The 26,036-nt window shown below is 71.6% G+C and carries 27 protein-coding genes; 20 read left to right on the plus strand and 7 right to left on the minus strand.

Annotated elements, in window-relative coordinates; genetic code table 11:
- Positions 1-45: 45 nt before the first annotated feature.
- On the minus strand, positions 46-1,920 hold the full coding sequence (locus tag AB0F17_RS01680) for an amino acid transporter (protein WP_358015647.1): 1,875 nt from the start codon (positions 1,918-1,920) through the stop codon (positions 46-48).
- A 262-nt stretch (positions 1,921-2,182) separates the two neighbouring features.
- Between AB0F17_RS01680 and AB0F17_RS01685 the strand changes: the two genes are divergently transcribed.
- Genes AB0F17_RS01685 through AB0F17_RS01695 form a run of 3 tightly spaced genes read left to right on the plus strand, consistent with a single transcriptional unit; the run spans position 2,183 to position 6,185 of the window.
- Positions 2,183-4,813 (plus strand): MXAN_6230/SCO0854 family RING domain-containing protein, encoded by a 2,631-nt coding sequence (locus AB0F17_RS01685; RefSeq protein ID WP_358014477.1) that lies wholly within the window; start codon positions 2,183-2,185, stop codon positions 4,811-4,813.
- Positions 4,810-5,451 (plus strand): nucleotidyltransferase domain-containing protein, encoded by a 642-nt coding sequence (locus AB0F17_RS01690; RefSeq protein ID WP_358014480.1) that lies wholly within the window; start codon positions 4,810-4,812, stop codon positions 5,449-5,451. The genes AB0F17_RS01685 and AB0F17_RS01690 overlap by 4 nt, the downstream gene beginning before the upstream one ends.
- Positions 5,448-6,185 (plus strand): nucleotidyltransferase domain-containing protein, encoded by a 738-nt coding sequence (locus tag AB0F17_RS01695; protein WP_358014482.1) that lies wholly within the window; start codon positions 5,448-5,450, stop codon positions 6,183-6,185. Before AB0F17_RS01690 ends, AB0F17_RS01695 begins: the two co-directional genes overlap by 4 nt.
- A 19-nt stretch (positions 6,186-6,204) precedes the next feature.
- Here the strand turns inward: AB0F17_RS01695 and AB0F17_RS01700 are convergent, their stop codons facing one another.
- Positions 6,205-7,140: a GNAT family N-acetyltransferase gene (locus AB0F17_RS01700; RefSeq protein ID WP_358014485.1), complete on the minus strand. Its 936-nt coding sequence runs from the start codon at positions 7,138-7,140 to the stop codon at positions 6,205-6,207.
- A 138-nt stretch (positions 7,141-7,278) separates the two neighbouring features.
- On the opposite strand from AB0F17_RS01700, the gene AB0F17_RS01705 reads away from it, so the two are divergent.
- Together AB0F17_RS01705 and AB0F17_RS01710 are read left to right on the plus strand one after the other, a co-directional pair.
- Positions 7,279-8,256 (plus strand): hypothetical protein, encoded by a 978-nt coding sequence (locus AB0F17_RS01705; protein WP_358014488.1) that lies wholly within the window; start codon positions 7,279-7,281, stop codon positions 8,254-8,256.
- An 11-nt stretch (positions 8,257-8,267) separates the two neighbouring features.
- The gene (locus tag AB0F17_RS01710; RefSeq protein ID WP_358014491.1) at positions 8,268-8,813 is read left to right on the plus strand and encodes a hypothetical protein; all 546 of its coding nucleotides are present in this window, start codon (positions 8,268-8,270) and stop codon (positions 8,811-8,813) included.
- Positions 8,814-8,877: 64 nt separating this feature from the next.
- Here AB0F17_RS01710 and AB0F17_RS01715 read toward each other — a convergent pair whose 3' ends face one another.
- Positions 8,878-9,666 carry a methyltransferase domain-containing protein gene (locus AB0F17_RS01715; RefSeq protein WP_358014494.1) on the minus strand — a complete coding sequence of 263 codons (789 nt, stop codon included), beginning with the start codon at positions 9,664-9,666 and terminating at the stop codon, positions 8,878-8,880.
- A 160-nt stretch (positions 9,667-9,826) separates the two neighbouring features.
- Between AB0F17_RS01715 and def the strand changes: the two genes are divergently transcribed.
- The 3 genes from def (at position 9,827) to AB0F17_RS01730 (ending at position 12,640) form a co-directional block, all read left to right on the plus strand.
- A complete protein-coding gene (def, locus tag AB0F17_RS01720; protein WP_358015650.1) occupies positions 9,827-10,378 on the plus strand; it encodes a peptide deformylase in 552 nt (183 codons plus the stop codon).
- A gap of 364 nt (positions 10,379-10,742) precedes the next feature.
- On the plus strand, positions 10,743-12,092 hold the full coding sequence (locus AB0F17_RS01725) for a BTAD domain-containing putative transcriptional regulator (RefSeq protein WP_358014497.1): 1,350 nt from the start codon (positions 10,743-10,745) through the stop codon (positions 12,090-12,092).
- Complete coding sequence (locus AB0F17_RS01730; RefSeq protein WP_358014500.1) at positions 12,020-12,640, plus strand: hypothetical protein; 621 nt, start codon at positions 12,020-12,022, stop codon at positions 12,638-12,640. The genes AB0F17_RS01725 and AB0F17_RS01730 overlap by 73 nt, the downstream gene beginning before the upstream one ends.
- Here AB0F17_RS01730 and AB0F17_RS01735 read toward each other — a convergent pair.
- Positions 12,609-13,472: a hypothetical protein gene (locus AB0F17_RS01735; RefSeq protein ID WP_358014503.1), complete on the minus strand. Its 864-nt coding sequence runs from the start codon at positions 13,470-13,472 to the stop codon at positions 12,609-12,611. The genes AB0F17_RS01730 and AB0F17_RS01735 overlap by 32 nt on opposite strands.
- Before the next feature lie 67 nt (positions 13,473-13,539).
- On the opposite strand from AB0F17_RS01735, the gene AB0F17_RS01740 reads away from it, so the two are divergent.
- Positions 13,540-13,728 carry a hypothetical protein gene (locus AB0F17_RS01740; RefSeq protein WP_358014506.1) on the plus strand — a complete coding sequence of 63 codons (189 nt, stop codon included), beginning with the start codon at positions 13,540-13,542 and terminating at the stop codon, positions 13,726-13,728.
- A gap of 86 nt (positions 13,729-13,814) precedes the next feature.
- The gene (locus AB0F17_RS01745) at positions 13,815-14,387 is read left to right on the plus strand and encodes an ArsR family transcriptional regulator (RefSeq protein WP_358014509.1); all 573 of its coding nucleotides are present in this window, start codon (positions 13,815-13,817) and stop codon (positions 14,385-14,387) included.
- 39 nt (positions 14,388-14,426) lie between these two features.
- On the opposite strand, the gene AB0F17_RS01750 is transcribed toward AB0F17_RS01745, so the two are convergent.
- Positions 14,427-15,344, minus strand: coding sequence for a hypothetical protein (locus AB0F17_RS01750; RefSeq protein WP_358014512.1), 918 nt, complete (start codon positions 15,342-15,344; stop codon positions 14,427-14,429).
- 88 nt (positions 15,345-15,432) lie between these two features.
- Here AB0F17_RS01750 and AB0F17_RS01755 point away from each other — a divergent pair, with 88 nt between their 5' ends.
- From AB0F17_RS01755 to ptsP, 8 genes are read left to right on the plus strand one after another with little or no spacing between them, the layout of a single operon-like run.
- Positions 15,433-16,194 carry a DeoR/GlpR family DNA-binding transcription regulator gene (locus AB0F17_RS01755; RefSeq protein WP_358014515.1) on the plus strand — a complete coding sequence of 254 codons (762 nt, stop codon included), beginning with the start codon at positions 15,433-15,435 and terminating at the stop codon, positions 16,192-16,194.
- On the plus strand, positions 16,191-17,141 hold the full coding sequence (gene pfkB, locus AB0F17_RS01760) for a 1-phosphofructokinase (RefSeq protein ID WP_358014518.1): 951 nt from the start codon (positions 16,191-16,193) through the stop codon (positions 17,139-17,141). Before AB0F17_RS01755 ends, pfkB begins: the two co-directional genes overlap by 4 nt.
- A 46-nt stretch (positions 17,142-17,187) precedes the next feature.
- On the plus strand, positions 17,188-18,363 hold the full coding sequence (locus AB0F17_RS01765) for a PTS mannitol transporter subunit IICB (RefSeq protein WP_358014521.1): 1,176 nt from the start codon (positions 17,188-17,190) through the stop codon (positions 18,361-18,363).
- Between the two features lie 3 nt (positions 18,364-18,366).
- Positions 18,367-18,675, plus strand: coding sequence for a PTS lactose transporter subunit IIB (locus AB0F17_RS01770; protein WP_358014524.1), 309 nt, complete (start codon positions 18,367-18,369; stop codon positions 18,673-18,675).
- The gene (locus tag AB0F17_RS01775; protein WP_358014527.1) at positions 18,668-19,093 is read left to right on the plus strand and encodes a PTS sugar transporter subunit IIA; all 426 of its coding nucleotides are present in this window, start codon (positions 18,668-18,670) and stop codon (positions 19,091-19,093) included. Before AB0F17_RS01770 ends, AB0F17_RS01775 begins: the two co-directional genes overlap by 8 nt.
- On the plus strand, positions 19,090-20,094 hold the full coding sequence (locus AB0F17_RS01780; RefSeq protein WP_358014530.1) for a zinc-dependent dehydrogenase: 1,005 nt from the start codon (positions 19,090-19,092) through the stop codon (positions 20,092-20,094). The genes AB0F17_RS01775 and AB0F17_RS01780 overlap by 4 nt, the downstream gene beginning before the upstream one ends.
- A gap of 10 nt (positions 20,095-20,104) precedes the next feature.
- Positions 20,105-20,386 carry an HPr family phosphocarrier protein gene (locus AB0F17_RS01785; RefSeq protein ID WP_358014533.1) on the plus strand — a complete coding sequence of 94 codons (282 nt, stop codon included), beginning with the start codon at positions 20,105-20,107 and terminating at the stop codon, positions 20,384-20,386.
- Positions 20,379-22,043 (plus strand): phosphoenolpyruvate--protein phosphotransferase, encoded by a 1,665-nt coding sequence (ptsP, locus tag AB0F17_RS01790; RefSeq protein WP_358014537.1) that lies wholly within the window; start codon positions 20,379-20,381, stop codon positions 22,041-22,043. The genes AB0F17_RS01785 and ptsP overlap by 8 nt, the downstream gene beginning before the upstream one ends.
- Before the next feature lie 3 nt (positions 22,044-22,046).
- Here ptsP and AB0F17_RS01795 read toward each other — a convergent pair whose 3' ends face one another.
- Together AB0F17_RS01795 and AB0F17_RS01800 are read right to left on the minus strand one after the other, a co-directional pair.
- Complete coding sequence (locus AB0F17_RS01795; protein ID WP_358014540.1) at positions 22,047-23,081, minus strand: aldo/keto reductase; 1,035 nt, start codon at positions 23,079-23,081, stop codon at positions 22,047-22,049.
- A gap of 4 nt (positions 23,082-23,085) precedes the next feature.
- On the minus strand, positions 23,086-23,727 hold the full coding sequence (locus AB0F17_RS01800; RefSeq protein ID WP_358014542.1) for an SDR family oxidoreductase: 642 nt from the start codon (positions 23,725-23,727) through the stop codon (positions 23,086-23,088).
- 23 nt (positions 23,728-23,750) lie between these two features.
- Between AB0F17_RS01800 and AB0F17_RS01805 the strand changes: the two genes are divergently transcribed.
- Together AB0F17_RS01805 and gndA are read left to right on the plus strand one after the other, a co-directional pair.
- Positions 23,751-24,443 (plus strand): HAD family hydrolase, encoded by a 693-nt coding sequence (locus tag AB0F17_RS01805; RefSeq protein ID WP_358014545.1) that lies wholly within the window; start codon positions 23,751-23,753, stop codon positions 24,441-24,443.
- A 68-nt stretch (positions 24,444-24,511) separates the two neighbouring features.
- On the plus strand, positions 24,512-25,936 hold the full coding sequence (gene gndA / locus AB0F17_RS01810) for an NADP-dependent phosphogluconate dehydrogenase (protein ID WP_358014548.1): 1,425 nt from the start codon (positions 24,512-24,514) through the stop codon (positions 25,934-25,936).
- Positions 25,937-26,036 lie beyond the last annotated feature (100 nt).

Consider the following 26,036-nt stretch of genomic DNA (forward strand, 5'->3'; position numbering starts at 1 on the left):
CATCCGATCAGATCAGCGCCTCACCCCCAGGCGCAAGCCCATCGCCTATCCGACGTGCACCTGAGGCCGGCGGCCGGGCTCCTGCTCGGCCAGGCGCAGGACCTCACGCGTGAGCGGCGGCACGTCTCCCCCGCCGAACAGCAGGTATCTCAGCAGCGCCCAGACCGGATTGCCCTCCGCCCAGTGGAAGTACACATGGGGACGGCGGCCGGTCGTGTCGCGCAGATGCAGCAGGATCGCGGCGATCGTGTTGGCCACCGCCGCGCTCCGCACGGTCAGCACCCTGTAGCCGTGACGCTCCTCGCCCCGCACGACCACCTCGGACTCGAACTCCGAGGTGTCGCCGAGCGTGACCTCCAGGAACAGCATCGGCTCGTCGTCGGGCAGGTGGTGGTACTGGCGCGTCTCGCGGTCCTTCTCGGCGTACTCGGCCTCGTCGCGCGCGTCGGGCTCGTTGGCGATGATGCGCAGATCGCCCCGCGGCAGCCCGTCGATGAGCCGCTTGGCCTCCTCGTCGAGGGTCAGCCCCGTCACCCGCAGCTCGGTGGAGCGCGTGGCGCGGGAGATGATCGAGGTGACGATGATCGCGACGACGAAGAACACCGCGATCGACAGGCCGTCGGGGCGTTCGATCACGTTGGCGGCGAAGGTGTAGGCGAGGATGACCGAGATGAGGCCGAACGCCGCCGCCCTGCCCCGCCGCCCGGCGCGCGCGACCGAGATGGTGACGGCGACCGCGGCCGACAGGATCAGCGCGAGCACGCCGGTGGCGTAGGCGCCGCCCTGCGACTCGACGTTCGCGCCGAACACGATGGTGATGACGAACGAGATCGCGGTGAACACCAGCACCAGCGGTCGTACGGCCCGCGCCCAGTCGGGTGCCATACCGTAGCGGGGCAGGTAACGCGGCACGATGTTGAGCAGGCCCGTCAGCGCCGACGCACCGGCGAACCAGAGGATGGCGATGGTGCTGATGTCGTAGAGGGTGCCGAACCAGTCACCCAGGTAGGTATGCGCCAGGTACGCCAGGGCGCGCCCGGCCGCCTGCCCGCCCTCCTCGAACTCCTTGTGCGGGATCAGCACGGCCGTCGCGAACCCGCTGAACATCAGGAACACGCTCATGATCAACGCGGCCGTGGTGAGCAGCCGCTTGGCGCCCTTGACGCGCTGTTCGAGCTCGCCCTCGATCTGCGGCATCACGGCGACGCCCGTCTCGAACCCGGACAGGCCGAGCGCCAGCTTGGGCAGCGCGAACGCGGACAGCGCGATCATCGCGAGCGGGCTGGAGTGCCCGGCGGTGAGGGCGTCCTGCCAGTCGCCCACCAGCTCCGGGTGGGCCATCACCTGGGCGACGGCGGTGCCGATGACGACCACGTTCAGCACCAGATAGACGGCCACCAGCGCGATGGCCAGGCCGATGGCCTCGCTGAACCCGCGCAGGAAGATCGCGCCGAGCGCGGCGATGAGCAGCAGCGTGATGGGCACCTGCTGGCCGGCGAGCGCGCGCGGAAAGAACGGGTTCTGCAGGATGTGGGCGGTCGCGTCGGAGGCCGACAGCGTGATCGTGAAGATGAACGCCGTCGCCACGAACCCGAGCAGCACCAGCACCAGCAGCTTGCCCCACCAGCTCGGCAGCAGCCGCTCGAGCATGGCGATGGAGCCCATGCCGTTGGGACTCTCGGCCGCCACCACACGGTAGGTGGGCAGCGCGCCGAACAGCGTCAGCGCCACCAGCATGAGCGTGGCGATCGGCGACAGCGCGCCCGCCGCCAGCGCGGCGATGCCCGGCTGGTAGCCGAGGGTGGAGAAGTAGTCGACACCTGTGAGGCACATGACCTGCCACCAGGAGTGACGTTTGCCGGGATGTTCGTCGTGCATCCCGGACGTCGGCTGCAGCCCGTGTAGCAGCCAGCTCCGCATGGTCACCGGTCGGCCCCTTCTCTCCTGGTCAGATCCGGAGACCCTATCCATCGGAGCGGCTCTCGCGCATGCCGGGCCCTACCAGACCGGAAAATCGGGGGACATTTCTTGATTCATCCCGGTACGGTGATTCACCAGGGTGGCTCTTTGGGTGTGCTTCCTTCTCATTCTTTCAAAATGAAATCAGCGTGCCCGCTCTCCACCTCAAAGAGGTCGCGCGGTGTCGCCGCGCGACCTCTCATCAGTTCGGGGGGTTGGCTTGATGAACGGTTCCGGCGAGATCCTGCTCCGCCGTACGCGACTGGTCGCGCCCGCGCTGCTGGCCGCCGATCCGCGCACGCCCGAACCCATGGGCAAGCTGCCCAAGCGCCTGACCATGAGGCGGGCCGACGTGCCGTCCGGGATGGCGGCGCTGGAGTTCGAGCTGCTACAGCTCGGCTTCCTGGTGTCGGCGGACCTGTATCGGGCCCTGGCGGCGCTGTCCATGGAGGAGCTGGTACGGGCCGGGCGGCGGCTGCTGCACCTCCTGCGGGCCGAGGTGGGCGCGGCCGTCACGCACATACCCCTTTTCCGGGGATTTCCGAACACCGTCCCCGCCGACACCCTCGACTTCTACGTGCGGCGGGTGTTCTCCCTGCTGGTGCAGGAGCCGCAGCGGCCGTGCGTCCTGTGCGGGGACGTCGGCACCGTCCACGCCGTGTCGCCGTGCGCGCACCTGGTGTGCCGTTCGTGCTGGGACGGGGCCGACTTCAGTGCCTGCCCCATCTGCCACCGCCGCATCGACCTGGACGACCCGTTCCTGCTCCCGTCGGAGGGGGACGCGATCGTCGACCGCGGCGCCGTCACGGCGACCGGGCTGCTGCGTCTCGCGGACGACCCCGCGGCGAGCTGCCGTGACCTGGCCGTGGACCTGATGAACCGCCGCACCCCCATGCCGCCGCACGACCGGGCCGACCTGGAGGCGCTGCTGGAGGGGTTCTGGCCGGCGTCGGGCGCGTGGGTGCCGGAGACCGTCCCGGTCAAGGAGACGCGGGCCGTCGTGCTCGCCATCGCGCTCCGCCGAGGCGCCCCCGAGCTGCTGCGGAGCCATCTGGAGACGGCCACGGACGTGCTGCGCCTGCTGTACGTGCTGATGGACGCCGACCCCGGGCTGCGGATCCGCCCGCGGCGCCGCCTGTCGCTGCCGCGCGCCGTCCGCCGGATGCTGCTGTCGTGCCTGGACGCCATGCCGTACGCGATCGAGGACCTGTTCCGCTACGGCGAGCAGTGGAAGCGCATGGCCGAGGTGCTGCACCCCCACGAGCACCACGCCCGCTACCCGAACGCCGCGCTGGCGTTCGCCGCGCTGCGCGGCACCCGGCTCGACCCGGAGACGGCGTTCGGCCGGACCCTGCTGGATCGGGCCGCGCGTCGGCCGGAGCTGCGGGTGCGTGACGGGCTGGTGCGGGCGACGTCGTTCGCCGGCCGTGTGGAGACGGCCCTGACCGACGGCCGCCACTCCGACGCGGTCGACCTGCTGGCCCACCGGCCCGGCGACCTGATGCGGCGGCTGTCGCACCTGCTCCGCCTCTCCCCGGACCTGCTGGAGACCTTGGTCCCCGCCGACCTGGAGACCTTGGCATCCGCCGACCCGGACCTGCCGGCGACCAGGGTGCCCGTCGGCGCCCCGATCGAGGCGGGCGGGTTGGCGCGGGTGGCGGCGCAGGTCGCGCCCGGCGTGCTCATCGCCACGCTGGGGCAGCTGCGCACGCCGCCCGGCGGGCTGCGGCTGTTCCTGCCGCGCGGTGGCACGGCGCGCTTCCACACCCGGCCCGACGACCGGCCGCCCCTGCCGGACGAGGTCGTGCTGACGGCCGAGCGGACGCTGGCCGCCGAGCTGCTGCGCCGTACCGGCGAGCTCTCTCCGCTGCGCCGGGTGCTGCTGGACGAAGGACTGGCCGACCTGATCGCGCCGACGTCCGAGCGGACGGCGGTCAAGGCACTGGTCCGGCTGCCGCGCGGCAGCACTCAGCCCATCCCCCGCGGCGACCGGCTCCGGTTCTTCCTCCACTGGGCCCAGCCGAAGGGCACCCGGGTGGACCTCGACCTGTCCGTGGCGGTCTTCGACGAGCGCTGGGAGTTCGTCGGGCTGTGCGACTACACGCACCTGCGGCTGGGCAAGGCCGTCACGCACTCCGGCGACCTGACGTCGGCGCCCGAGCCGCTGGGGGCCTCGGAGTTCATCGACGTGCACGTGCGGGCGTTGCGCGGCCGCTACCTGGTGCCGATCGTGTTCAGCTACAACGACGTGCCGTTCGAGGAGCTGGCACGCGGGTTCGCCGGGTTCATGGAGCAGCCGGAGGGGCTGTTCGACCCGCTGGCCGTGCGGCAGCGCTTCGACCTGACGGGGCAGGCCAAGATCCTGGTCCCGCTGGTGGCCGACCTGTGGACGCGGACGATGCGGTGGGCGGACTTCAACCTGTCCGCCGCCGGCTACGGGCACCGCGTGGCCGACAGCGCCGGCGAGCTGAGCCTGCTGGGCGCGGCGCTCGAGCAGGCGTTCACGCACCGGGTGACGCTGTGGGAGGTGGGCTGCTGGCACGCCGCCGCGCGAGCGGCCGAGGTGCTGGTGCGGCGCCACGACGGCTCGCTGGTCCGCTACGAGCGGCGGCCGGGCGAGGACGCGGCCGCGTTCGCCGACCGCCTGATCGCCCGCGCCGACGCCCCCGCCGTCGCGCGGCCCGCGTCGTTCGACGGGGTGGAGCTCGCCCTGCTCATCCACGGCGACCTGCCCCTGCCCAGCGGCTGCGCGACGTACGCGCTGCACCCGGACGGCCTCGGCGATGTGCGGCTGCTCGGGGCGGCCTACCTGCTGAGCGAACTGTCCCCCGATCCTGGGAAAGTGTCCGCGTGAGCGATGATCTGATCCTTTCGGTGGTGGTGGGGTCGCGGGCCTACGGTCTGGACACCGACGACTCCGACACCGACCGGCGCGGCGTGTTCGTGGCGCCGACGGAGGAGTTCTGGCGGCTGACCAAGCCGGTGACGCACCGCGACGGGCCACTGCCGGAGCAGTTCTCGTGGGAGGTCGAGCGGTTCTGCGGCCTCGCCCTCGACGCGAACCCCACGGTCCTGGAGTGCCTGTGGTCTCCCCTCACGGAGGTGCTCGCGCCGGAGGGCGAGCGGCTGCGCGACCTGCGCGGGGCGTTCCTGTCCCAGCGGGCGCACCAGACGTTCATCGGTTACGCCGACGCCCAGTTCCGCCGCCTCGACCCGGTCGCGCCGAAGTGGAAGCAGGCGATGCACATGATCAGGCTGCTGCTGAGCGGCCTGCATCTGGTACGCCACGGCGAGCCCCTGGTCCAGATGGGCGCCTACCGCGACCGGCTGCTGGCGATCAAGCGGGGCGAGGTGGCGTGGGCCGAGGTGGCCGCCTGGCGGGCCGAGCTGACCACCGACCTGGCCGAGGCGCCGAGCGTCCTGCCGGCGGCGCCGGACCGGGAGTCCGTCGAGAAGTACCTCGTGGCCGTACGGAGGGCCCATCTACAGTGAACCTTCCTGCCTGGCTGCCGGAGATCCCCGGCGAGCAGCCGTACCCCCTGGTGTTCGCCACGGTGAGCGGCGCGCACCTCTACGGCTTCCCCTCGGCCGACTCGGACGTGGACCTGCGGGGCGTGCATGTGCTGCCGCTGCGTGAGATCGTCGGCCTGCGCACCGGCCCGGCGACCCTGGACCGGACCTGGACGCGCGACGGCGTCGAAGTGGACCTGGTCACGCACGACCTGGCCAAGTTCTGCGGGCTGCTGCTGAACCGCAACGGCTACGTCCTGGAGCAGCTCCTGTCCCCCTTGGTCGTGTCCTCCTCCGAGCTGCACGAGGAGCTGACGGCGCTCGCGCCCGGCTGCCTGACGCGGCACCACGCCCATCACTATCTGGGGTTCGCGCGCACGCAGTGGCGGCTGTTCGAGAAGAACGGGGAGCTCAAGCCGCTGCTCTACACCTTCCGTGTCCTGGCAACCGGTATCCACCTGATACGCACCGGGGAGCTGGACGCCGATCTGACGCACCTGTTCGGGTACGTCCCGGCGTACGTGCCGGACCTGGTGGCCGCCAAGCGGGACGCCGAACACGGCCGCGCGCCCGCGATCGACGCGACGGGCGACGACGTGGCCTCCCTGACCGCCTCGCTGGAGGCGGCCAGGGACTCCTCACCGCTGCCGGAGGCCGCCACGGTCAGGGACGCCATGCACGACCTGGTGGTCCGGGCCCGCCTCGCCACCGTGTGAGCGGGACACCGGACCGGGGTCAGGCGTTCGCGGGCGGCGCCGACAGGACGAGTCTGACGGCGAAGTTCCGGTAGCCGGCCCGCTCGAAGGCCCTGGCCATCGGGACGTTCCCGGCGTCAGTGTCGGCGACGATCCGGTCGGCGCCGCGTTCGGCGTGCGTCCGGGTGATCTCACCGAGCAGGTCGTCGGCGTAGCCGTGGCCGCGGTGCTCGGGCACCACGCCGAGATAGCCGACGACAGGCCCGCCGCCGTTGGCCGACGGCAGCGCCACGCCGGCGAGGTCGCCGTCCGGCGTGTACGCCAGGCGCCACCAGTCCCGCTCGCCCGGCATGCTCCGGTAGTCGGCTATGTCCTCGCGGGCCTGCGCCTCGGGGCTGGTCGTGGCCAGGGCCTGCTGGGTTTGGTGGTCGAGCGTGCCGACCGCCACGCGGCAGAACGCCTCGACGAACGCCTCGTCGTCGGCCTCCGCCCGGAACACCAGCCGGCCCGAAGCCGCCGGTACCGGCGTGCCGCGGGTCCATTCATACCGGAGCCGTTCGAGCTCGTCGGTCAGTCCGGCTCCCGCCCCGGCCTGCCACCGCCAGGCGATGGCGGCGGTGATGTCCGGGTCGTCCCGCCAGCCGTTCACCACGAACACGTGATAGGCGGGCGCGTCGCCGTACTTCTCGTGGGCGTGCCGCAGCAGTTCGGCGGCCAGTCCCACACGGTCGGGCACCGACGGGTGGACCCAAAGGCAGTCGAGCGCGAGTGGGCGGTCGCCGTCGGGGAAGCCCCACCAGACGGCGCGGGCGAGGATCTGGCCGTCCTGTTCGGCGACCCAGATGCGGTCGTGGTGGTACTGGCCGTTCTTGAGGAAGGGGAGCAGCCGGTCGGGGTCGGCCCAGCTGATGGGCTCGTCGACGGCGCAGTCGAGCAGCAGGTCGAGGTCAGTCTCGACCGTGGAGCGGAAAAGCACGGTTCCTCCGAAGAGTTGAAGCGGACGCGTGGAGCGCCCGGAAAACGCGGACCATCTCAACGCCTCCCTTCTTCCGGACTTTTCGCGGTCGGTGGGACTTTATCGCAAATGTGGTGCGAGTTCCGACAGGATAAGGACGTGGGCTCCAACGAAGAAGACACGCTTCCGCTCCAGCCTCCCATCCGGCTGCCGTCCGACGGCGAACTGGTGGCGGCCGTACGAGAGGCTCCCCTGGCGACCGGCCTGCTGGCCGGTGAAGCCGCCGACGCGGCGTTCCCGCCGGACACGGTAGAGGTCCTGCGGGACGGTTCCGACGACAAGGTGCTCCAGGTATGGGCGGAGGACTGCCGCCTCACGCTGGGCACCGACGAGGCGCTGTTCATGGAGGTGGTACGCCTCTTCCTGGGCGGCGGCCCGCTGACCGACGACGTGCCCGCCGCCCTGACGGACCTCGGCCTGGTATCCCAGGTGCCGCCGCACACCCTGACCCCGCTCGGCCTCTGGGCGGCCGGGCAGGTGATCGGCACGGCGACCGGCCAGGACATCCCGGTCATGGGCGCGCTGGCCGGCCAGGACGCCGGCGCGCTGCTGCACGGCCTGCGCTCCTACCCCGAACCGGAACGCGACGAGGAGCTCGCCGGCTGGCTGGCCGATCGGGATCGGGACGAGGCGGCGGCCGAGATCGCGGCCGCGCTCGCCGAGGCGAGCCCGCTGAGCCGGGCGGTCGGCGTGGAACTGCTCGCCACGGGACTCGGCGACGAGGGCACGCGGGTGCTCGACGGGCTGCTAGGCGAGCCGAAGCTGGGCGCCGTCGTGGCCGCCCGGCTGGGCCGCGAGGAACGGCCCCCGACGCCCGAGGAGATCGCGTGGGCGTTCGTGGACATGGCCGCGGCGCTGCTGGAGTTCGGCGGGGAGACGGCCGAGGTCATCAAGTCGGTCTCCCAGGGCATGGAGAAGGACGAGCAGGCGAGCACGATCGCCCTGCTGGCCCTCGGCGACCATCCTTGGACGGAACGGGTGCTGCTGGTGTTCATCGACCACCATCCGGACGAGCGCGTGGTGGCGGCGGCCCGCAAGGCGCTGCGCCGGCACGGCCTGATGGACGCCCGCGGGTAGAGTCTCCCAAGATGACGAATCACACGATCACCCCGCGGCTCGGCACGCTCGGCGCGTACTCCTGTGACTGCGACGCCGACCTGCCTGACCTCATGTCCGCCGAGCTGCACGCCTCGGAGACCAACCAGTGCACCGCCTGCCTCGGCTCGGCCGAGCAGCCGGTGCTGCCCGGCCTGGCGCCCGGCATCCTGCCCGGCCTCTCGCCCGGCCTGATGCGCTCCTGCACGGCCTGCGTGGCCACGGGCCGCCGCAAGGAGCAGATCGTCTGGGAGCTGGCCCACGCCGAGGCCGAACAGGTGATCACCATGAACCTGGTGCGGGGTGTGGTGGCGGAGTTCGCCGGTCCGTTCCACCTGTCGGAGGTCGCGGACACGGTCAGGTCGGGCCTCGGCCTCCCGCCCGGCCGGCTGCCGGTGGGGCCACGGGTCCGCGACCTGCTCCTGCAACTCCAGGCGGCAGGCGAGATCACCATGCTCTCGGCTCCGGACGAGCTGCTGGACGGCGCCGACGTGGTTCTCTACCGCGATCCCCAGTGGGCCCGCACCTCCGGCCTTTAGCCCGGCACCTCCGGCTTGTAGCCCGCGCCTCCGGCCCTTGGGACGCACCTCCGGCCTGAAGACCTCACACGCGGCAGAGGATCTCGCCGTGGGTGATCGACAACCAGCCGTCGTCCGCCGCGGCCCACTTCAGCCAGCCCTCGGAGATGCGCCGCAGGTCGTCCTGTGTGGCGGCGCCCGTGGCGAGCGCCTGCTCGGCCAGGGCTGACCGCCTGATCCGGTCGGCCCACATCCCGCCCCACCAGGCCCGGTCTTCCGGCGTGGCGAAACACCAGGTGGACGAGGTGGCGGTGACGTCGTCGAAGCCCGCGGCCCTGGCCCACGACAGCAGGCGCCGCCCGGCGTCCGGCTCGCCGCCGTTGCTCCGCGCGATCCGCTGATACAGCGCCAGCCACTCGTCGAGCTCCGGCAGCAGCGGGTACCAGGCGAACGCGGCGTAGTCACTGTCACGCGCCGCCACCAGTCCGCCCGGCTTGGTCACCCGCCGCATCTCACGCAGCGCCCGTACGGGGTCGCCGACGTGCTGGAGCACCTGGTGGGCGTGGACGACGCAGAACGTGGCGTCGGGATGGTCCAGCGCGTGCACGTCGGCGACGGCGAACTCCACGTTGCCCGCGGCTCCCACTCCGGCCCTGGTCAGCTCCAGCGCCTCCGCGGTCACCTCGGACGCCGTCACGTGCCCGACCCGGCCCGCCAGGTCGGCCGTGATGGTGCCGGGCCCGGCACCCACGTCCAGCAGCTTCATGTGCGGCTTGAGGTGGGGCAGCAGGTAGGCGGCCGAGTTCTCGGCGGTGCGCCACCGGTGGGAGCGCAGCACGGACTCGTGATGGCCATGGGTGTAGACGGCGTCCATCGAAACTCCTTCGTCTCGCGTCAATGAGACCGACATTAGCTCTAATCTCATCATGCAAGAAGATATGTCTCATTATATGAGCATGATCTGGTACTGATCATGCCGTTGACACTCGTAGACTTTGTCGCGACACATTGCGCATCCGGAGAGGGCACTGGTCGTGGGAGAGGTCCGGCCGATCGTTCAGGTGGGAGATCCGGTGCTGCACGCACCCTGCGAGCCGGTCACCCGGTTCGACGGGGCACTGGCGGCGCTGGTGGACGACATGTTCGCGAGCATGTACGCGGCCGAGGGCGTGGGCCTGGCCGCCAACCAGATCGGCGTGCCGCTGCGGGTGTTCGTGTACGACTGCCCCGACGAGAACGGCGACCGGCACAAGGGCGTCGTGGTCAACCCGACGCTCGACCTGCCCGGACTCGGCGAACGGCACCTCGACGCGGGCGAAGAGGGCTGCCTGTCGGTCCTGGGCCAGTACGCCCCGCTCCCCCGCCCCGACCACGCCACCGTGCACGGCTTCGACGCCGACGGCGCGCCGGTCACCGTCGAGGGCACCGGCATGCTGTCCCGCTGCCTCCAGCACGAGACGGACCACCTCGACGGCTACCTCTACATCGACCGTCTGCCGGCCAAGCGCCGCAAGCAGGTCCTGGCGGCGTACGAGCAGTCCCGCCCCGTGGGGCTGGGCTCGTCAACGGCCCACCAGACGCCGTAACGGCGCCCGCCCCCGTACGGTCGGACCAGACGCCCAAGATTCTGGACACTTCACTCGAAGGATCTCGATACCCACTGGCCGCCCGGCCAGAGTCGAGGTCATGACAGACGTCTCCTTTCCTGCTGCTGGCCTGACCACACGCCCTCCCCTGACCGAGAGAGCTACGTCGGAAGGCGTACCGCCCGCGTCGCCCATGAGACGACGACAATCTCCTCGTCGTGCCTGAACCTGCTCAAGTAGGAAGCACGTCGCGCCCAGGCCCGGCCGAGCAGCCGCGGATCACGCCATACGGTCCAGCGCGCAGCGAATCGCCGCGGGACATCACTCGGGCGCACGCATTGACGACACAGAGGAGACAGGTGCTGTGACCGCTGTACGGTTCTCGGTGCTGGGCCCCTTACGGGTGGAGCGCGACGGGAGGACGATCTCCGTCCCGGGCGGCAAGGTCCGGACTCTGCTCGCGACGCTCCTGCTCCGGCCCAACCAGATCGTCCCGCTCGACCTCCTCACCGAACGGCTGTGGGGCCACCGGCCGCCGAAGCAGCCGCTCCGGGCCCTGCGGACCGACCTCGCGCGCCTGCGCCGGAGCCTGGACCTGGGCCCGTTGATCCTGACCGAGCCGGGTGGCTATGTCGCCCGGCTGCGGCCCGAGCAGCTCGATCTCCTCGAATTCCAGGAGTTGGTGCGGGCGGCCGACCAGGCGAAGGCGGCCACGCTGAAAAGCCGGCTCCTCCGCGACGCCCTGCGGCTGTGGCGCGGCCCGGTGTGCGCCGACGTGGAATCCGAGGCGTTCCACCGGATCGACGTCCCGCCCCTCGCCGAGCAACGCCTTCATGTCCTGGAACGCCGCATCGACCTCGACGCCCAGCTGGGCAAGGCCGCCGAGCTGACCGTGGAACTGCGGGCCTTGACCGCCGAGCATCCCTTGCGGGAGCGGTTCTGGGCCCAGTTGATGACCGCCCTCTGCCGGAGCGGGCGGCAAGCCGAGGCCCTCGAGACGTACCGCACCGTTTCCCGCCTCCTCAAGGAGGAGCTCGGCATCGGCCCCAACGCCGAGCTGCGCCGGCTCCACCAGGCCATGCTCACGGGCCACTACCAGAACGAAGAGCACCCCGGCGCCTCGCGAGCCGGAGCCGGCCGGCAAGGCCGCGAAGACCCGGCCGAGCCAGCCGAACCGGCTGAGCCGTCCGAGCCGTCCGCGGCCCAAGAGCCCCGTCGAGAGCAGGGGAACCTGCCGGAGGACGCGCCCGCGTTCGGGGCGCTGTTGCGGGCATGGCGGAAGCGGGCGCGGCTGACGCAGGAGCAGTTGGCCGAACGTGCCGGCCTGAATGCCCGGACGGTACGCCGCTGGGAGCGCGGCGCCGCGCCCCGCGACTCCTCCGTCCAGCTCCTGGCGGAGGCGCTGGAACTGGACGGCGCGGAACAGGCCGTGCTGGCCCGGGCCGCCGACGCCCTCGCGGCGGAGACGGCGCAGGTCGTACCGGACAAGGACCATGAAAGGCCCGCGCCCCCGCGGCAGTTACCCGCCGACGTACCCGTGTTCGTCGGGCGCGCGGGCGATCTGGCCGCTTTGTCCGCCGAGGCGGAGACGACCGCGGTGGTGATCATCGCAGTCTGCTGGCCGACCGCAGGGTGCTGGTCGTGCTGGACAACGCGGTCAGCGAGGCCCAGATACGACCGTTGCTGCCCGGCAGCGCGGGGTGCCACGTGCTGATCACCAGCCGGCGCAGCCTGACCGGGCTGGACGCCACGCCTGCGCTGTCGCTGGACGTGCTGCCGGTGGCCGACGCGATCGCCCTGTTCACCCGGGTCGCGGGCAAGGATCGGGTGGCTGGCACGCCGGCTCCAGGTCGCCGACGGCCTGAGGCAGCGAGCGCACGGACCCACTACCGTGGGGGTGTGATCACAGTGGAGGACGTGCGGCGGCTGGCGAGCACGCTCCCGCGCTCGTCGGAGCATCTCATCAGGGACCGCGTCAAGTTCCGCGTCGGCTCGATCGTCTACGTGGCCTTCTCGCATGACGAGACCCTCATGGGCTTCGGCTTCCCCAAGGAGGAGCGGGCCGCCCTGGTGGCGGCCGAGCCGGACAAGTTCCAGTTGCCGCGCGAGTCCGATATGCGGTTCAACTGGGTCGTCGCGCGGATGGCCGCCATCGACGCCGACGAGATGCGTGAGCTGGTCATCGAGGCGTGGCGGCTGGCGGTCCCGAAGAAGGTCTACGCCGCCTACGTCAGCTCAGCCGGTCCACACCGAGTGCGCTGATCAGCAGGCGTTCCTTGCGGTTGCCGAGCAGGCGGGCCGTCCAGTCGACGAAGCCCCCGTCGCCCAGTTCCACGCCGTCGGCGTAGATCTTGAAGCACAGCCCCGAGTAGTAGCCGCGCCCGGACTCCCGTCCCGGGTCGTCCGTCGCGTCCAGCCCGGCCGTCACGTGCGCGAAGCGGGGGTCGAGGACGGTGACGCGGACCTCCGGCTCGGCGATGCCGCAGGCCCGGACGGCGTCCGTCAGCAGGCGCAGGTGCTCGGCCAGGTGACGGCGTTCGAACGCCAGATTCCCGGTGTCGCGATCGGCCGACACCAGCGCGAACAGGCCGAAGTGCGCGTACGCGCCCGCGCCCGCGAAGTGCTGCGCCCGCACCACGCGCTGGAAGGCGGCCAGCCGGACCGGGCCGGGCGAGCCGCGCCGCCGGACGGCCGCCTCCAGGGCAAGGGCGTTCGTCGGGTCGGCCGCGACCTCGGTGTTCCTGATCGTGCTGATCACCTTGTTCTGGTCCACAGTGGCCAGCGCCGAGTGCGCGCCGAGCGGCGCGACGGGTGCCGGCGTGACCAGCTCGAAGTCGGCCGGTACGACCGACAGCACCGCGTCCTCGGCCCGGCGCAGGCGCTCGAACGGCACCACGGACGGCCCCACGAACCGATCACTGGTGTAGCGGCGGAACACGTCGGCCGGCGCCAGACCACGCGCCCTGACCCGCATGACTTCGAGCAGCAGCGTGGTGAGGTCGGCGCCGGAGAGCCGCTCGGCCAGCACATCGAGGATCTCGGGACCGCCCGCCTGCCGCAGCACCCGCCCCAAAGCTGTTGAATCATCGCCCATTGGACAAGCATGATCGTGATCATGGCCGAACGCGACTGGAATACCTGGCACGACGCCCGGCGCGACCGTGATCTGGACCAGGGGGCGGGACGCGCCCGATCTGGTGCCGGCGATCTGCGAGTGGTTCGAGGAGGACGGGTTCGAGCGGGTCAGCCTGGACAGCGACGGCCGCTACGGCGTCGGCGTGCACCGCTACGCCGGCTCGCCCAGGCCGCTGGAGCCGGGCGTGCGGATGTTCACCTTCCGGGCGCCCTGATTCCGTACGTGGACCCCATGGCGTTGCCTTGCCCAAGTCGACTTTCTACGCTATATCGTAATTATGGAAAAGCGTAGGAGGGTGCGATGAGCGAGGAAAGACTCGCCGAGCTCGAGGCCCGGATCGCCCGCCTGGAAGGGCTGGCCGACACCGCCGGCCCACCGCGACGACCACCGGACTCGCCGTCCCTCATGGGGGTGATTCATGAGATGCGCCGCCAGGCGGAGAAGCAGAACGGATCCGGGACGGTCGGCTACGTCGGAGCCGTGCGGTTGCCCGACGGCGAGCGGTTCTGGGCCAGGGAACTCCCTCTCGCCGAGTTGCTGTCGGCCGACTGGGCGCGGGTCGCCGACATCCTGGAGTCTCTCGGCAGCCAGCCGCGGCTGGCGCTGCTCGGCGCGCTCATACGACAGGGCCGGTGCACCCGGGCCGACCTCCAAGAAGCCCTTGGCGGAGACGGCGAGCAGGCCACGAGTGGCCAGCTCTATCACCACCTGCGCGCGCTGCAGAGCGCCAGGCTGATCAGACAACGGCGGCGTGGCGACTACGAGTTCGCGCCCGAGGCCGTGAGCCAGGTCCTGACCATCCTCGCCGCCGCGCTCAACCTGGCCACCGACCCCCCACTCGGCCCCCCTGTCGATCTCCCCGAATCGGAATGACCAACGTCTCTTGCGCCCCATCAAAGATCTAGAGACAGCTCAGGAGACGCTCCGGTAGAGGCCCTGGGTCAGCTGCGTGACGCGCTTGACGGAGGAGCTCCAGGTGCCTCCCGCCGGGTGGGCCGTGAGCACGGCCATGATGAACCGGTCGTCCTTGCCCAGCAGGCCCGTGGTGTGCAGCACGGGACGGCCGTAGTCGGGCACGCCGGACCCGGTGGCCCGCGACGCGACCCCGCTGATCGACAGGTCGGCCCCGGGGGCCCGCAGCGGGACCGGGTTCGCGGCGGCCCCGGTGCCGCACTTGGTGGGCGCCACGTCGCCGAACCCCGACCAGCCCTGCTTGACCGCCCACGGCTTGGGCACCGCGCGCGGGATGCCGAAGTACTGGTCGAATCCGTCGGTGCCGCACGGCGTGGAGTTGCGCAGGTGCCCGAGGATCGTCTCCCGCACCCTGGGCGCCGCCGTGTCGAGCAGGTAGCGGTACGTACGCACGATGTCGTACGCGCTCAGTGACGTGTAGCCCCAGAACCCGGGCTTGGACGCGGGCGGCGGCGCGGTGTCGGGCAGCCCGAGCCGGCGCGCCGTCCGCTCGACGATCGCGCCCTTGCCGCCACGGTTCCAGAACGTGGTGGCCGCGTGGTCGTCGCTGGAGCGCAGCATGACCTTGAGCAGCCGGGCGTCGTTCGCCGGGACGGTCTTGCGCTTCTCCAGGTAGTCGATGGCGATCAGGAGCTTGACGACCGAGGCCGAGCGGAACTTGCGGTGCGCGTTGCGAGTGGCGACGAACTTCCCGGCCTTCCTGTCGTAGACCAGCCACGATGCCGTGGTGCCGGCCGGCACGACCGGGGGCGTGACCGTACGGGGGCCGGACGAGGCGGCGGAGGCCGAGGGCCCGGCGACGCATACGGCTGCGAGGGGTACGGCTGCCGCGACGGCGGCCCAGGGCTTGGTTCGCATCCGACATAACTACCAGAGTCTTGACGTTCCAACAGAATCGGGTATAAACACAGATGAAACCACACTGAAACGGCGGTGAATCAACATCATGTACGCCGAGGAGCGGCAGCAGGAGATCCTTCGCAGGGCCCGGGCCGCGGGCCGTGTCGACGTGGTGTCGCTGGCCGGCGAGCTCGACGTGACCACCGAGACGATCCGCCGCGACCTGACCGTGCTGGAACGGGCGGGCGTGCTGCGCCGGGTGCACGGCGGCGCGATCCCCGTGGAGCGGATGGGGTTCGAGCCCGCGCTCGCCACCCGCGACGAGGTGATGACCGCGGAGAAGGAGCGCATCGCCAAGGCCGCCCTGGCCGAGCTTCCGGAGGACGGCTCGGTCATCATCGACGCGGGCAGCACCACCGGCCGCCTGGTGCAGATCCTGCCCGCCGACCGGGAGCTCACGGTCGTGGTCAACTCGCCGCCGCTGGCGACCGTGCTGGCCACCCGCGCCAACCTGAGCGTCATCATGCTCGGCGGCCGGCTGCGCGGCCGGACGCTGGCCACCGTGGACGACTGGGCGCTGCGGCCGCTGGCACAGCTGCACGTGGACGTGGCGTTCATGGCGACGAACGGCTGCTCGGTCGCCAAGGGCCTGACCACGCCGGATCCGGCCGAGGCGGCGATCAAGCGGGCGATGGTGACGGCCGCGGAGCGCAGCGTGCTGCTGGCCGATCACACCAAGTTCACCAACACCTACCTCGCGAGCTTCGCCGAGCTGAGCGAGATCGACGTGGTGATCACCGACACGGGCCTCGACCTCGCCCTGGCCGCCGAGCTGTCCGGCGCCGGCCCGGAGGTGGTCCGCGCATGATCCTCACACTGACGCTCAACCCCAGCCTGGACCGCACGATCGAGATCGCCTCGCTCGACCGGGGCGCGGTCATCCGGGCCGCCGCCGCCCGCCTGGACCCCGGCGGCAAGGGTGTGAACGTCTCCCGCGCCCTGCTCGCCAACGCGGTCGCCTCGCGGGCCGTGATGCCGTACGGCGGCGACGAGGGCAGGCAGCTCGTCCGCCTGCTCACCCTCGAAGGACTCGACATGGTGACGGTCCCGGTGACCGGCACGACCCGCTCGAACGTCACCCTGGCCGAGCCCGACGGCACCATCACCAAGATCAACGAACCCGGTACCGCCCTGTCCCCCGGCGAGCTCGACACGATCGCCGACACCGTACTGGCCGCCGCGCACGAGGCCGACTGGGTGGTGGCCTCCGGCAGCCTGCCGCCGCAGGTGCCCGCCGACGTCTACGCCAGGCTCTGCCGCCGGTTCGCCGGGGCGGGCATCCACGTCGCCGTCGACACCAGCGGCCCGGCGCTGGCCAGCGCGCTCGCCGCCGGCCCCGCCCTCGTCAAGCCGAACCTGGACGAACTCGCCCACGCCACCGGCATGCCGATCCGCTGTGTCGGCGACGTGGTGGAGGCCGCCGGCAAGCTCCGGGCGGCGGGCGCGCGCACGGTCCTGGCCAGCCTCGGCGCCGACGGCGCGGTGCTCGTCCAGGACAACGGCATCTGGTACGGCCACGCCACGGTGACGGAGCCGCGCAGCTCGGTCGGGGCCGGGGACGCCATGCTGGCGGGCTTCCTCGCCGGTGGCGCGACCGGCGAGGAGGCCCTGGTGGAGGCGCTGGCCTGGGGCGCGGCGGCGGTCTGCCTGCCGGGCAGCCGGATGCCGGGACCGGCCGACATCCGCCGCGACGGGATCCACACCGGCCCACCCCTCCTGACCCGCCCCCTGGAAGCCCCCGCCGACCCCACCTGACTTCGACATACCGGCACCTGCTCATCCCCCCAAAGGAGCACGTCCAATGGCCGAAACCTACACACCCCCGGTCTACGGGACCGGAGCCAAGGCCACCATCCAGCGCATCGGCGGCCACCTGGCCGGCATGATCATGCCGAACATCGGCGCGTTCATCGCCTGGGGGCTGATCACCGCGCTGTTCATCCCCACCGGCTGGCTGCCCAACGCGACGCTGGGCGCGATGGTCGACCCGATCATCAAGACGCTGCTGCCCATCCTCATCGCCTACACCGGCGGCCGGATGGTCCACGGGCAACGCGGCGCGGTGGTGGGCGCGGTCGCGGCGATGGGCGTCATCGTGGGGTCGGACATCCCGATGTTCCTCGGCGCCATGATCATCGGCCCGCTCACCGCCTTGATCCTGAAATATGTGGACAAGTTCACGGAGGATCGCACCAAGTCCGGCTTCGAGATGCTCGTCGACAACTTCACCGCGGGCATCGTCGGCGCGGTCATGGCCATCGTGGGGATGTGGGCCATCGGCCCGGTCGTCCGCGTCGTGACCACAGCCGCGGGCAACGCGGTCGAGTGGCTCATCGTCAACAACCTGCTGCCCATCGCCTCGGTCCTGATCGAGCCGGCCAAGGTGCTGTTCCTGAACAACGCGGTCAACCACGGCGTGCTCGGGCCGCTCGGCGTCGCCGAGTCCGTCAAGGCCGGCAAGTCGATCCTGTTCATGCTGGAGTCGAACCCGGGCCCAGGGCTCGGCCTGCTCATCGCGTACCTGCTGTTCGGCCCGCGCCCGCTGCGTCCGAGCACGCCCGCCGCGATGATCATCCACTTCTTCGGCGGGATCCACGAGATCTACTTCCCGTACGTCCTGATGAAGCCGCGTCTCATCCTCGGGGTCATCGCGGGCGGCGCGGCCGGCGTGTTCACGTTCATGATCACCGGCGCCGGACTGGTGGCGACGCCTTCGCCGGGCAGCATCTTCGCCTACATGGCGGTGACGCCGAAGGGCGGCTGGCTCGGCGTGATCGCCGGCATCGTCGTCGCCACGGCCGTGTCGTTCGCGGCCTCCTCGCTCCTGCTCGGCTTCGGCCGCGGCGAGAAGGAGGAGCCACCGGAGGACACCCCGCAGGCCGCCGCCGACGCCCCGGAACCCCCGGCGGACCGCATCGAGGAAACCGGCGCGAACGACCACGAGACCCAGGCCCAGCCCGTCGCCAAGGAGGCGTGAACCATGGCCAGCATCGACAGCAAGGACATTCACAAGATCATCGTGGCCTGCGACGCGGGCATGGGCAGCAGCGTCATGCTCGCCAGCCAGCTACGCAAGCAGCTCAAGAACACCGGCGTCGCCGTGGAGCACACCCCGGTCAACGAGATCCCGGCCGACGCCGACGTGGTGGTCTGCCACGCCGGACTGGCCGCCAGGGCTCGGGCCTCGGCGCCGGACAAGGTGCTGGTGCCGTTCCAGATCTTCCTCGGCGACCCGGCCGTGACGAAACTGGTCGCCACCATCAAGAACGGCGGCACGGTCGATGCGTGACGACCTGCTCGATCCGCGCGCCGTACTCCTGCACGAAAGCGCGGCCGACCGGGAAGAGGCGATCAGGAGGTGCGGGCGCGCCCTGGTGGACGTGGGCGCGGTCGCCGAGCCGTACATCGACGCCATGCTCGAACGCGAACAGTCGATCTCCACGTACGTCGGCGAGGGCGTGGCCATCCCGCACGGCACCGCGGCGGCCAAGGAGGTCGTCCGGCACGACGCGATCTGCGTCGTGCGCTTCCCGGACGGCGTCGACTGGGGCGGCGAGCCCGTCACCCTCTGCGTCGGCATCGCCGCGAAGAACGACGGGCACGTGCGGTTGCTGGCGGCGCTCGCCGACATCCTGCTCGATCCCGAACGCGCCAGAACACTCCGCGAGGCGACGGAGGTCGGCCAAGTGATGAAGGAGCTGACGTGAAGGTCGCCCGATTCCACGCCCCAGGGGACATCCGCGTGGAGGACGCGCCGGAGCCGGTCGCCGGTCCCGGCGAACTGAAGATCCGGGTACGCAACTGCTCGACGTGCGGCACCGACGTGAAGATCTTCAAGCACGGCCACCACCACATCCGCCCGCCCCGGGTGATGGGCCACGAGATCGCCGGCGAGGTGGTCGGCACGGGCGAACGCGTACAGGTGATCGCGGCGATCCCGTGCGGCACGTGCGAGGAGTGCCGCCGTGGCCGCCGCACCGTCTGCCCGAACCAGGAGTCCATGGGTTACCACTACGACGGCGGCTTCGCCGAGTACATGGTGATCCCGGCGAAAGTACGGGCCGTGGACGGCGTCAACGCCATCCCGTCCGGCGTCGGGTTCGCCGAGGCGTCGGTGGCCGAGCCGCTCGCGTGCGTGCTGAACGGCCAGTCGCTGGCGCGGGTCGGCGCGGGCGACGACGTGGTCGTCATGGGCGCGGGCCCGATCGGCTGCCTGCACGTGCGGCTGGCCCGGGCACGCGGCGCCGCGCGGGTGTTCCTGGTCGACGTGAACGCCGAGCGGCTCGCGATGGCGGCGGATCTGGTACGCCCGGACGCGGTCGTCGACACCGACGCGGTGGACCAGGTGCTCAAGCTGACCGGTGGCCGCGGCGCCGACGTGGTGATCACGGCGGCGGCGTCCGGCGCGGCCCAGGAACAGGCCCTGCGGATGGCGGCCCGGCAGGCCAGGATCAGCTTCTTCGGCGGCCTGCCCAAGGACGCCCCGATCATCGCCCTGGACTCGAACCTGGTGCACTACCGCGAGCTGACCATCGTCGGCGCGAACGGCTCCAGCCCCGCGCACAACGCCGAGGCGCTCCGGCTGATCGCCGACGGTCTGGTGCCGGTGGCGGACCTGATCACCCACCGGCTGCCGCTCTCCCAGGTGCTCGACGGGATCGACCTCGTCAGCCGGGGCGCGGCCATCAAGGTCACGATCGAGCCCTGAGGGGGTTGTGATGGCACAACGAACGGTGACGGTGGCATCGGCGAGCGGCCTGCACGCGCGGCCCGCGAAGCTGTTCGTCCAGGAGGCGGTGCGGCTGGGGGTGCCGGTGCGGATCCGGGTGGGCGAGAAGTCGGTCCCCGCGAACAGCATGCTGGGCGTCCTGTCGCTCGGCGCCACCAAGGGCACCGAGGTGACGCTGGAGTCGGACGCGCCGGGCGCGGACGCGGCGCTGGACGCGCTGGTGGCCCTGCTCGCCCAGGACCTGGACGCGGAAGAGGCCCTCGATGGCTGACCCCGGCCGGCCGGCGAGTGCGGAGCTGGCAGGGCTGGGGGTCAGTCAGGGGCGGGCCGCGGGGCCGGTCCTGCGCATGGCGCCGCCGCCCGTACTGCCCGGCCCCCGGCAGGTCGCCGACCCGGCCGCGGAGGCCGCGATGGTGGTGAAGGCGCTGGAGTCGGTCACCGCGGACCTGCGGCAACGCGCCGCCACCGCCGCACGGGACGCGAGCAGCGGCGACGCGGCCCCAGCGGGCGGTGGCGGCGCGGCGTCGGCGGGCGGTGGCGAGGCGGCGGAGATTCTCGACGCGCTCGCCATGATCGCCGACGACCCGATGCTGCGTGAGGACGCGGAGGCCGCCGTCCGCGACGGCCTGGACGCCCCCCACGCCCTCGACGCCGCCTTCACCCACCACCGCGAGACGCTGGCCGCGCTGGGCGGCTACCTCGCCGAACGCGCCGCCGACCTGGACGACCTCAAACACCGCGCCATCGCCGCCTGCCTGGGCCTGCCGATGCCCGGCATCCCCGCCCCCGGCCACCCGTACGTCCTGGTGGCCGAGGACCTCTCCCCCGCCGACACCGCGGGCCTCGGCACGGACGTGGTGGCGCTGGTGACCGAGAAGGGCGGCCCGACCAGCCACACCGCGATCCTGGCCCGTGGCCGCGGCCTGCCCGCCGTGGTCGCCTGCGCGGGCATCACCGCCCTGGCCGACGGCACGGTCATCTCGGTCGACGGCAAGACGGGCCGGATCGGCGTCGGCCTGACGGACGAGGCCGTGGCCGAGCTCCGCCGGAACGACCAGGAGGAGCGCGACCGCCTGGCGAAGAGCAGCGGCCCCGGCAGGACGGCCGACGGCCACCCGGTCAAGCTGCTGCTCAACATCGGCTCGGCCGCCGACCTCCGGCCGGGCGCGGAAGGCGTCGGGCTGTTCAGGACCGAGTTCCTGTTCCTGGACCGCAAGCAGGCCCCGTCGTTCGAGGAGCAGGTGGCCGCCTACGCCGAGGTGTTCGCGCGGACCGAGCTGGTCGTGGTGCGCACGCTCGACGCGGGCACGGACAAGCCGCTGCCGTTCCTCGGCCTGCCCTCGGAGCCGAACCCGGCGCTCGGCATCCGGGGTCTGCGCGTGGACCGCGTACTCCCCGACGTCCTGGACACGCAGTTGGACGCGATAGCGGAGGCGGCCCGCGCGACGGGTGCCGACGCGTGGGTGATGGCCCCGATGGTCACCACCCCGGCCGAGGCCGCCGGCTTCGCCCGCCGGGCCCGCGCCCGGGGCCTGACGCGGGTCGGCGCGATGGTCGAGGTGCCCGCCGCCGCCCTGCTGGCCGACCGGCTGCTGGAGGAGGTGGACTTCCTCAGCATCGGCACCAACGACCTCAGCCAGTACACCTTCGCGGCCGACCGTCAGCACCCCGGCCTGGCCGACCTCCTGGACCCGTGGCAACCTGCCCTGTTGAAGCTCATTGCCTCCTGCGCGGACGCGGGCCGCGCCGCCGGCAAGCCGGTCGGCGTCTGCGGCGAGGCCGCCGGTGACCCCCAGCTCGCTCCGGTGCTGGTGGGACTGGGGGTGACGAGCCTGTCCATGGCGGCGGTGTGCCTGCCGTCCGTACGCGACGAGCTGTCCCAGCACACCCTGGAGGGCTGCGGGAAGCTCGCCGCGCGTGTCCGGTGACGGTCAGGGGCGCCGGCGGAGTTGCGCGTCGGACAGCTCCGGGGGCTGCCAGCCCTCGTCGCCGGGGTTGACGGTGACGCCCGGTGACACGATGGCGTCGATCCTGTCGAGCACGTCGTCGCTGAGCCGCACGTCGGTGGCGGTGAGCTGGCTCTCCAGGTGTTCCATCGTGCGCGGGCCGATGATGGCCGAGGTGACCGCCGGGTGCCTGATCGTGAACGCCAGGGCCAGCTCGATGAGCGTGTGCCCGGCCTCCTCGGCCAGCACGGCGAGCTGTTCGACGGCGTCGAGCTTGCGCTGGTTGACCGCCAGCTCCATGTCCCAGCGGGCGGGCAGCAGGCTCGCCCGGCGGCTCTCGGGCAGCTCCTGGCCCTTGCGGTAGCGGCCGCTCAGCCAGCCGCCCGCCAGCGGGCTCCAGACGATCGCGCCCATGCCGTACTTCTGGACGGTGGGCAGCAGGTCGGCCTCGATGCCGCGGGCGAGCAGGGAGTACGGGGGCTGTTCGCAGACGAAACGTTCGAGGTTGCGCCGCTCGGCCGCCCACTGGGCCTCGACCACGCGGTGCGCGGGGAAGGTGGAGCTGCCGATGTAGCGGACCTTGCCCTGCCGGACGAGGTCGGTGAGCGCGCCGAGCGTCTCCTCGATGTCGGTGGCGGGGTCGGGGCGGTGGATCTGGTAGAGATCGATCCAGTCGGTGCCGAGGCGGCGCAGGCTGTTCTCGACGGCCTGGAAGATCCAGCGCCGCGAGTTGCCGCCCTCGTTGGGGCCGTCGCCCATGACGCCGTGGCACTTGGTGGCCAGGACGACGTCGTCGCGCTTGCCCGACTTGGCGAGGGCCTGGCCGACGAACTCCTCCGACTGGCCCCGCGAGTAGACGTCGGCGGTGTCGATGAAGTTGATGCCCGAGTCGAGGGCACGGTCGATGATGCGGGCCGATTCGTCGGCCGACTCCTCGCCGATCCAGCCGAACATCATCGCCCCGAGGCAGAGGGGACTGACCTTGAGACCGGTACGTCCAAGTGTGCGATATTCCGTCATTTCCTCACTCTTGCATGACGGCCTCGTCGATCGGCACATCACCGGAGACGAGTTCCAGCACCTGCCGGACGCGCGCGCCGGTGGCCAGCAGCTCCGCGACGACGGCCGCCACGTCGTCGCGCGGGACGGTGCCGCGAGGTACCGAGGGCGCCAGGCGTACCCGGCCCGTGCCGGGGTCGTCGGTCAGCCCGCCGGGGCGCACGATCGTCCAGTCGAGGTCACGGCGCCGCAGGTCGTTCTCCGCCTCGGTCTTGGCCTGGATGTAGGCCGCCCACACCTCGTCGCCGCCCGGCCTGGGCGGCCGCCCCGCGCCCATCGAGGAGATCTGCACGAACCGCCGTACACCCGCCCGCTCGGCCGCGTCGGCCAGCAGGACGGAGGCGCCCTTGTCGACGGTGTCCTTGCGGGCGACGCCGCTGCCGGGGCCGGCGCCCGCGGCGAACACGACGGCATCGGCGCCTTGGAGAATCTCCGCCACCTCCTCGATCCCGGCCCGTTCCAGGTCGCACAGCACGGCCGCGGCTCCGGTGGCCTCGACGTCGGCGAGGTGCGCGGGGTTGCGTACCAGGCCCACCGATCCGGCGCCGAGCAGCCGCTCCAGCCGCAGTGCGATCTGCCCGTGGCCGCCCGCGATGATGACGTTCATGCCGGTCATGGTGTCATGGAGCCATGACGGAGTTCCCGCACGCACCCACACCGGCGTTTCTCTTCGACCTCGACGGTACCTTGATCGACAGCGTCTACCAGCATGTCATCGCCTGGCGGCAGGCCCTGTCGGGGCTGGGCATCGATCTGTCGGTGTGGCGCATCCACCGCCGCATCGGGATGAGCGGCGGCCTGTTCGTGAGCGCGCTGCTGCGCGAGACCGGGCTGAAGCTGACGGCCGAGCAGATCGACGAGTTGCAGACGATCCACGGCGACGCCTACACCGAGCAGATCGACTCCGTCCGCCCGCTGCCGGGCGCCGCCGAGCTGCTGAGCGAGCTGTCCTCGCGGGGTGTGCCGTGGGCGATCGCGACCAGCGGTTACGCGCGTACGGCCCGGCTGGCGCTGGGCATGCTGGGCCTGCCGGAGGACACTCCGATGGTCACCCGCGACATGGTGCGCAGGGCCAAGCCGGACCCCGACCTGTTCCTGGCGGGTGCGGCGCTGCTGAACGTGGATGTGCGGCATGCGATGGTGGTAGGTGACAGCGTCTGGGACCTGCTCGCCGCCCGCCGCGCGGGCGCGCTCGGGATCGGGGTGCTGTCCGGCGGATACGGCCGGGAAGAGCTGGAGCGCGCGGGTGCCTTCCGCGTCTACTCCGATCCCGCCGACATGCTGCATCGGCTCGACGAGCTGGGCGTACGCCAAAGCGACTGAAAAAAATCGGAATATCCAGCCGAACCTCTACCGCTGGATCATGCGTATCCCCCACAGAGGAGCTTCATATGGACTTGGCAGACATCGGTGTCACCGGCCTTGCGGTTATGGGCAGGAACCTGGCGAGGAACCTGGCGAGACACGGATACGCGGTGGCCGTGCACAATCGCTCGGCCGGCCGTACGCAGCAGCTCGTCAAGGAGTTCGGCGGGGAGGGCACGTTCGTACCGTCGGAGGAGCTGGCGGGCTTCGTGGCCTCGCTGAAGCGGCCGCGACGGGCGATCATCATGGTGAAGGCGGGCGCGGGCACCGACGCGGTGATCGACCAGCTCGCCGAGCTCATGGAGCCGGGCGACATGATCGTCGACGGCGGAAACGCGCACTTCGCCGACACCCGGCGGCGCAAGGCGGCGCTGCGCGACAAGGGGATCCACTTCGTCGGCACCGGCATCTCCGGCGGCGAGGAGGGCGCACTGAACGGCCCGAGCATCATGCCCGGCGGCTCCACGGAGTCTTGGGACGCGCTCGGCCCGATCCTGCAGGACATCTCGGCCAAGGTCGACGGCGTCCCGTGCGCGGTGCACGTGGGCCCCGACGGCGCCGGACATTTCGTCAAGATGGTGCACAACGGCATCGAGTACTCGGACATGCAGCTCATCGCCGAGTCCTACGACCTGCTGCGCCAGGCGCTCGGCGCCACTCCGGCCGAGCTGGCGGAGGTGTTCCGCGAGTGGAACCAGGGCGAGCTGGAGTCCTACCTGATCGAGATCACCGCCGAGGTGCTCGACCAGGTGGACGTGGCCACCGGCAAGCCGTTCATCGACATCGTGGTCGACCAGGCCGAGCAGAAGGGCACTGGCCGCTGGACCGTGCAGAGCGCGCTCGACCTGGGCGTGCCGGTGACGGGCATCGCCGAGGCGGTGTTCGCCCGCGCGCTGTCGGGCCACCCGGAGCAGCGGGCCGCCGCCGCGTCGCTGGAGGGGCCGAAGCTGTCGGGCGTCGGCGGGCGCGAGCTGATCGAGGACGTACGGCAGGCGCTGTATGCCTCCAAGATCGTCGCCTACGCGCAGGGCTTCGACCAGATGGCCGCCGCGTCCAAGGAGTACGGCTGGGACCTGGAGCTGGGCGCCATGGCCACGATCTGGCGGGGCGGCTGCATCATCAGGGCCCGCTTCCTCGACCGGATCCGCGCCGCCTATGACGCCGACCCGGCACTGCCGACGCTGCTGGCCGACCCGACGTTCGCGGCGGCGGTGAACCTGGCGCAGGAGTCGTGGCGGCGCGTGGTGACCACCGCGGTGCAGATCGGCGTGCCGACGCCGGGCTTCTCCTCGGCGCTGGCCTACTACGACGGGCTGCGCCGCGAGCGGCTGCCCGCCGCGCTGATCCAGGGGCTGCGCGACTTCTTCGGCGCGCACACCTACCAGCGGGTGGACCGGGACGGCGCCTACCACACCGACTGGTCCGGCGACCGCGCCGAGCGTCCCGCGTAGTTCTCGTCAGCGGCCGTGCTAGACACGGTCGTGGTTCAGCGACTGTGTTTCAACGGCTGTGTTTCAACGGCCGTGTTTCAACGGCCGTGTTTCAACGGCC

The sequence above is a fragment of the Nonomuraea sp. NPDC026600 genome (assembly GCF_040638335.1).
GTDB lineage: Bacteria > Actinomycetota > Actinomycetes > Streptosporangiales > Streptosporangiaceae > Nonomuraea.

Bases quoted from the DNA above. Each gene is read 5' to 3' on its own strand.
- gndA (WP_358014548.1), top strand. From the start codon at position 24,512: ATGGACTTGGCAGACATCGGTGTCACCGGCCTTGCGGTTATGGGCAGG.
- AB0F17_RS01795 (WP_358014540.1), bottom strand. From the start codon at position 23,081: ATGACGGAATATCGCACACTTGGACGTACCGGTCTCAAGGTCAGTCCC.
- AB0F17_RS01735 (WP_358014503.1), bottom strand. From the start codon at position 13,472: ATGGGCGATGATTCAACAGCTTTGGGGCGGGTGCTGCGGCAGGCGGGC.
- AB0F17_RS01770 (WP_358014524.1), top strand. From the start codon at position 18,367: ATGGCCAGCATCGACAGCAAGGACATTCACAAGATCATCGTGGCCTGC.
- AB0F17_RS01805 (WP_358014545.1), top strand. From the start codon at position 23,751: ATGACGGAGTTCCCGCACGCACCCACACCGGCGTTTCTCTTCGACCTC.
- AB0F17_RS01715 (WP_358014494.1), bottom strand. From the start codon at position 9,666: ATGGACGCCGTCTACACCCATGGCCATCACGAGTCCGTGCTGCGCTCC.
- AB0F17_RS01745 (WP_358014509.1), top strand. From the start codon at position 13,815: ATGAGCGAGGAAAGACTCGCCGAGCTCGAGGCCCGGATCGCCCGCCTG.
- AB0F17_RS01785 (WP_358014533.1), top strand. From the start codon at position 20,105: ATGGCACAACGAACGGTGACGGTGGCATCGGCGAGCGGCCTGCACGCG.
- AB0F17_RS01765 (WP_358014521.1), top strand. From the start codon at position 17,188: ATGGCCGAAACCTACACACCCCCGGTCTACGGGACCGGAGCCAAGGCC.
- pfkB (WP_358014518.1), top strand. From the start codon at position 16,191: ATGATCCTCACACTGACGCTCAACCCCAGCCTGGACCGCACGATCGAG.
- AB0F17_RS01750 (WP_358014512.1), bottom strand. From the start codon at position 15,344: ATGCGAACCAAGCCCTGGGCCGCCGTCGCGGCAGCCGTACCCCTCGCA.
- AB0F17_RS01800 (WP_358014542.1), bottom strand. From the start codon at position 23,727: ATGAACGTCATCATCGCGGGCGGCCACGGGCAGATCGCACTGCGGCTG.
- AB0F17_RS01710 (WP_358014491.1), top strand. From the start codon at position 8,268: ATGACGAATCACACGATCACCCCGCGGCTCGGCACGCTCGGCGCGTAC.
- ptsP (WP_358014537.1), top strand. From the start codon at position 20,379: ATGGCTGACCCCGGCCGGCCGGCGAGTGCGGAGCTGGCAGGGCTGGGG.
- AB0F17_RS01775 (WP_358014527.1), top strand. From the start codon at position 18,668: ATGCGTGACGACCTGCTCGATCCGCGCGCCGTACTCCTGCACGAAAGC.
- AB0F17_RS01685 (WP_358014477.1), top strand. From the start codon at position 2,183: ATGAACGGTTCCGGCGAGATCCTGCTCCGCCGTACGCGACTGGTCGCG.
- AB0F17_RS01755 (WP_358014515.1), top strand. From the start codon at position 15,433: ATGTACGCCGAGGAGCGGCAGCAGGAGATCCTTCGCAGGGCCCGGGCC.
- AB0F17_RS01680 (WP_358015647.1), bottom strand. From the start codon at position 1,920: ATGCGGAGCTGGCTGCTACACGGGCTGCAGCCGACGTCCGGGATGCAC.